The sequence below is a fragment of the Streptomyces sp. NPDC046915 genome (assembly GCF_040644935.1).
Lineage (GTDB): Bacteria > Actinomycetota > Actinomycetes > Streptomycetales > Streptomycetaceae > Streptomyces.
In genome coordinates this window covers 1-4,625 of sequence record NZ_JBEYXB010000060.1, presented here as the reverse complement: position 1 = coordinate 4,625, position 4,625 = coordinate 1, and the positions used below count along the sequence as shown (strand labels likewise).

At 69.9% G+C, this 4,625-nt stretch carries 4 protein-coding genes; 3 read left to right on the top strand and 1 reads right to left on the bottom strand.

Features of this window, described 5'->3' with window-relative positions:
- Positions 1-317: 317 nt before the first annotated feature.
- Entirely contained in the window at positions 318-2,246 is a 1,929-nt protein-coding gene (gene pknB, locus ABZ915_RS48670; RefSeq protein WP_361817910.1) for a Stk1 family PASTA domain-containing Ser/Thr kinase, read from the top strand.
- 34 nt (positions 2,247-2,280) lie between these two features.
- Positions 2,281-3,186, top strand: coding sequence for a deoxyribonuclease IV (locus ABZ915_RS48665; RefSeq protein WP_361817907.1), 906 nt, complete (start codon positions 2,281-2,283; stop codon positions 3,184-3,186).
- Between the two features lie 53 nt (positions 3,187-3,239).
- Here the strand turns inward: ABZ915_RS48665 and ABZ915_RS48660 are convergent, their stop codons facing one another.
- Positions 3,240-3,881: a sulfite oxidase-like oxidoreductase gene (locus ABZ915_RS48660; protein ID WP_361817904.1), complete on the bottom strand. Its 642-nt coding sequence runs from the start codon at positions 3,879-3,881 to the stop codon at positions 3,240-3,242.
- Between the two features lie 176 nt (positions 3,882-4,057).
- Between ABZ915_RS48660 and bfr the strand changes: the two genes are divergently transcribed.
- Positions 4,058-4,537: a bacterioferritin gene (gene bfr / locus ABZ915_RS48655; RefSeq protein ID WP_361817902.1), complete on the top strand. Its 480-nt coding sequence runs from the start codon at positions 4,058-4,060 to the stop codon at positions 4,535-4,537.
- Positions 4,538-4,625 lie beyond the last annotated feature (88 nt).

Below are 4,625 nucleotides of genomic sequence, written 5' to 3'. Positions count from 1 at the left end.
AGCGAGTAACTCCCACTCCTGATCGGTGAGTTCATGGCGACGTATCACCCCACCATGATCCACCACCCGATGATCTTTGAAGACGGACCCTAGTTCGGGCCCGCTGTAGTCCCGTTTTTGTCTCCCACCCACGCACCACCGTTTCCAGTCGGTTCAGAGGTGGACGTCTCCAGTGGGGCTTCTTCGCCGTCGGCGGCTTTCCGGTCGTGGTCGGCTCTGTCCCCTCGGCGTGGGAAGCGTCACAGGTCCGCTTCAGTACGGGTCCGATCCTGGCCGAAACCGTGGGGGTGTCGGTCCTGGCTCGTAGACTCACCTGCGTGGATACGACCCTTCAGGACCCTCTCGTCGGGCAGGTGCTCGACGGCCGCTACCGCGTGGACGCGCGGATCGCGGCCGGCGGGATGGCCACGGTCTACCGGGCACTGGACACCCGGCTGGACCGGGTCCTCGCGCTCAAGGTGATGCACCCGACGCTCGCGGCCGACGGATCGTTCGTGGAGCGGTTCATCCGGGAGGCGAAGTCGGTGGCCCGGCTCGCCCACCCCAATGTCGTGCAAGTGTTCGACCAGGGGACCGACCGGTCGTACGTGTATCTGGCCATGGAGTACATCGCCGGGTGCACCCTGCGGGACGTGCTGCGCGAGCGGGGCGCGCTCCAGCCGCGGGCCGCGCTGGACATCCTGGAGCCGGTGCTGGCCGCGCTCGGGTCCGCGCACCGGGCCGGGTTCGTGCACCGGGACATGAAGCCGGAGAACGTCCTGATAGGGGACGACGGGCGGGTCAAGGTGGCCGACTTCGGGCTCGTGCGGTCCGTGGACACGGTGACCAGCACGACCGGAGCCGTGCTCGGGACGGTGTCGTACCTGGCGCCCGAGCAGATAGAGCACGGGACGGCGGATCCGCGCGTCGACGTGTACGCGTGCGGTGTCCTGCTCTACGAGATGCTGACAGGCGGCAAGCCGCACTCCGGGGACACCCCCGCCCAGGTGCTCTACAAGCACATCCACGAGGACGTGCCGCCGCCCTCGGCCGCCGTGCCGGGGCTGGCGTACGAGCTGGACGAGCTGGTCGCCGCCGCCACCGCCCGCTCCCCCGAGCTCAGGCCGCAGGATGCCGTGGCCTTCCTCGCCCAGGTGCGGGAGGCCCGCGCGCGGGTCGGTGACGAGCGGCTGGACGTGGTGCCGCCGCAGGCGGTCGCCGCCCCGCACGACAACGCCGAGGACCGGACGAGCGTGATCCCGCGCGCGTTGACGGTGCCCCGGCCGCTGCCGGTCAACGAGGAGGAGCCGGGGGCGGGCCTCAACCGGACCAGCCTGCTCCAGACCCCGCCCGCCGATCCGCCCGGCCGCCGGGCGGGGCGGCCCCGGCGCGGGCTCATCGCGGTCGTGGCCGCCGTGCTGCTGGTCCTCGGGGTCGGTGCGGGGGTCTGGTACATCAACTCCGGCCAGTTCACGCGGGTCCCCCCGCTGCTGACGAAGACCGAGGCGCAGGCCGAGGAGCGGCTGAAGAAGGCCGGGCTCGAGGTCAAGCAGGTCAAGCACGCCTACAACGACACCGTGGACAAGGGCACGGTGATCAGCAGCGATCCGGCGGCAGGCGCCCGCATCCGCAGCAACGACTCGGTGACCCTGACGATCTCCGACGGCCCGAGGACCGTGAAGGTGCCGGACCTGTCGGGCCGGACGCTGGCCGAGGCGCGGGCACGGCTGAAGGCGGCGGGACTGGCGCCGGGCATGGTCACCCGGGAGTTCAGCGAGAGCGTCCCCAACGGTTCCGTGGTCCGCACGGCCCCGGACGCCGGCACCGTGCGGCACGCGGGCTCGGCGATCGCGCTGACCGTCAGCAAGGGCAGCCCGATCGACGTGCCGGACGTCACCGGCGACGACCTGGACAGCGCGAAGCAGGAGCTCCAGGGCGCCGGGCTGAAGGTGAAGGTGTCCGCGCAGCAGGTCAACTCCGAGGTCGACAAGGGCAAGGTCGCCCGGCAGACCCCGGCGGGCGACGGCCAGGCCGCCGAGGGCGACACGGTGACGCTGACCCTGTCCAAGGGCCCGGTGATGGTCCAGGTGCCGGACGTGGTGGGCGACAGCGTGGACGACGCGAAGCAGCAGCTGGAGGACGCCGGCTTCAAGGTCGACGAGGACCGCGGGCTGCTCGGGCTGTTCGGCGACACCGTGAAGAAGCAGTCCGTGGACGGCGGCGAGACGGCACCCAAGGGGTCGACGATCACGATCACCATCCGGTGACGGCGGCCCTCCCGGGCCATGACACCCTGAAGGGGTGACACCGCAGCACTCCGGCTCCGCCGTCCCCGGCCCCCTTCCCGTCCCCGCCCGCAATCCGGTGGGCGGTCACGTGCCCGTGGCCGGCGGCCTGCACTCCGTCGGGCTGTCGTACGCCCGTGACCTGAAGGCCGAGACCGTGCAGGTCTTCGTGGCCAACCCGCGCGGGTGGGCCACGCCCGCCGGGAACCCGCGGCAGGACGAGGTGTTCCGCGAGACCTGCGCCGAGGGGGCGATCCCGGCGTATGTGCACGCGCCGTACCTGATCAACTTCGGCTCGCACACCGAGGCGACCGTGGAGCGGTCGGTGGAGTCCCTGCGGCACTCGCTGCGGCGGGGGCGGGAGATCGGCGCGCTCGGCGTGGTGGTGCACACCGGGAGCGCGACCGGCGGCCGGGACCGGTCGGTGGCGCTGAAGCAGGTGCGGGAGCATCTGCTGCCGCTGCTGGACGAGCTCACCCACGACGACGATCCGTACCTGCTGCTGGAGTCCACGGCCGGGCAGGGCGCCTCGCTCTGCTCCCGCACCTGGGACTTCGGGCCGTACTTCGAGGCCCTGGACGCCCACCCGAAGCTGGGCGTGTGCCTGGACACCTGCCATGTCTTCGCCGCCGGGCACGACCTGACCGGGCCGAGCGGCATGCACCAGACGCTGGACCTGCTGGTGGACACGGTCGGCGAGGGCCGGCTGAAGCTGATCCACGCCAACGACTCCAAGGACGTGGTGGGCGCGCACAAGGACCGCCACGAGAACATCGGCGCCGGCCACATCGGCGAGGACCCCTTCCGCGCCCTGATGACCCACCCGGCGACCGCGGGCGTCCCCCTGATCATCGAGACACCCGGCGGCAAGGAGGGCCACGCGGCGGACGTGGAGCGCCTGAAGAAGCTCAGGGACGGCTGAAGAGGCTCAGTCGGCTGAAGAAGCTCGCGGACGGCTGACGGCGGGAGCGCCGGTCAGAGTTCCGGCCCTTCCGCCGGGCCCTCCTGGTAGGAGTACCGCTGCTCTTTCCAGGGGTCGCCGATGTTGTGATAGCCGCGCTCCTCCCAGAAGCCGCGGCGGTCGGTGGTCATGTACTCGACGCCGCGGACCCACTTGGGTCCCTTCCAGGCGTACAGGTGGGGGACGACGAGGCGGAGCGGGAAGCCGTGTTCCGCGGTGAGGAGTTCGCCGTCCTTGTGGGTGGCGAACAGCGTGCGCTCGGAGGCGAAGTCCGGCAGGCGGAGGTTGGAGCTGAACCCGTACTCCGCCCAGACCATCACATGGGTGACGTCGGGCGCGGGCGGGGCGATCTCCAGGATCGTCCGGGCCGGGATGCCACCCCATTCGGCGCCGAGCATGCTGAACTTGGTGACGCAGTGCAGGTCGGCCACGACGGTGGTGTACGGCAGGGCCGTGAACTCCTCGTGGTTCCAGCAGTGCTTCTCGCCGTCGGCGGTGGCGCCGAAGACCCGGAACTCCCAGCGCTCGGGCCGGAACTTGGGCACGGGCCCGTAGTGCGTGACCGGCCAGCCGCGCTGAAGTCGCTGCCCCGGCGGAAGCTCGGGCCGTACGGCCTCTCCCGATTCTCCAGACTCTCGCTCCACCGGCTGACCCATGCCTCCATCCTGACAGACCCCAGGCAGTGCACATGACCAGGGAGGCGTCAAACCGGGCAACCGGCACTAAGCGTCCATTTACTTACTAAGTGCGCACTTACTGGACGATCATCAACGCCGGTGCAATCATGCCGCCGCAACCTCCCTTGTTTCCCCAGGTGGAAGGAGCCGCTGCGATGCAGGGCGATCCCGAGGTCATCGAGTTCCTCAACGAGCAGCTCACCGGCGAGCTCACCGCGATCAACCAGTACTTCCTGCACGCGAAGATGCAGGAGAACTTCGGCTGGACGAAGCTCGCGAAGTACACGCGGCACGAGTCGTTCGACGAGATGAAGCACGCCGAGGTGCTCACCGACCGGATCCTGTTCCTGGAGGGGCTGCCGAACTACCAGCGGCTGTTCCACGTGCGCGTGGGGCAGACGGTCAGGGAGATGTTCGAGGCGGACAAGCAGGTCGAGGTGGAGGCGATCGACCGGCTCAAGCGCGGCATCAAGGTGATGCGCGAGAAGGGCGACATCACGTCCGCGAACATCTTCGAGGACATCCTCGCCGACGAGGAGCACCACATCGACTACCTCGACACCCAGCTGGACCTGCTGGAGAAGCTCGGCGAGGCGCTCTACCTCGCCCAGCTGATCGAACAGCCGGAGAGCTAGTGCCGCGGCAGGCAACGTTTGCCCGTCAAGGAGCGGCGTCCGGTGCGTGCTCTCGGCGTGCCGGGTGCGAGCCCTCGTACTGGATGTA

Bases quoted from the DNA above. Each gene is read 5' to 3' on its own strand.
- ABZ915_RS48660 (WP_361817904.1), bottom strand. From the start codon at position 3,881: ATGGGTCAGCCGGTGGAGCGAGAGTCTGGAGAATCGGGAGAGGCCGTA.
- bfr (WP_361817902.1), top strand. From the start codon at position 4,058: ATGCAGGGCGATCCCGAGGTCATCGAGTTCCTCAACGAGCAGCTCACC.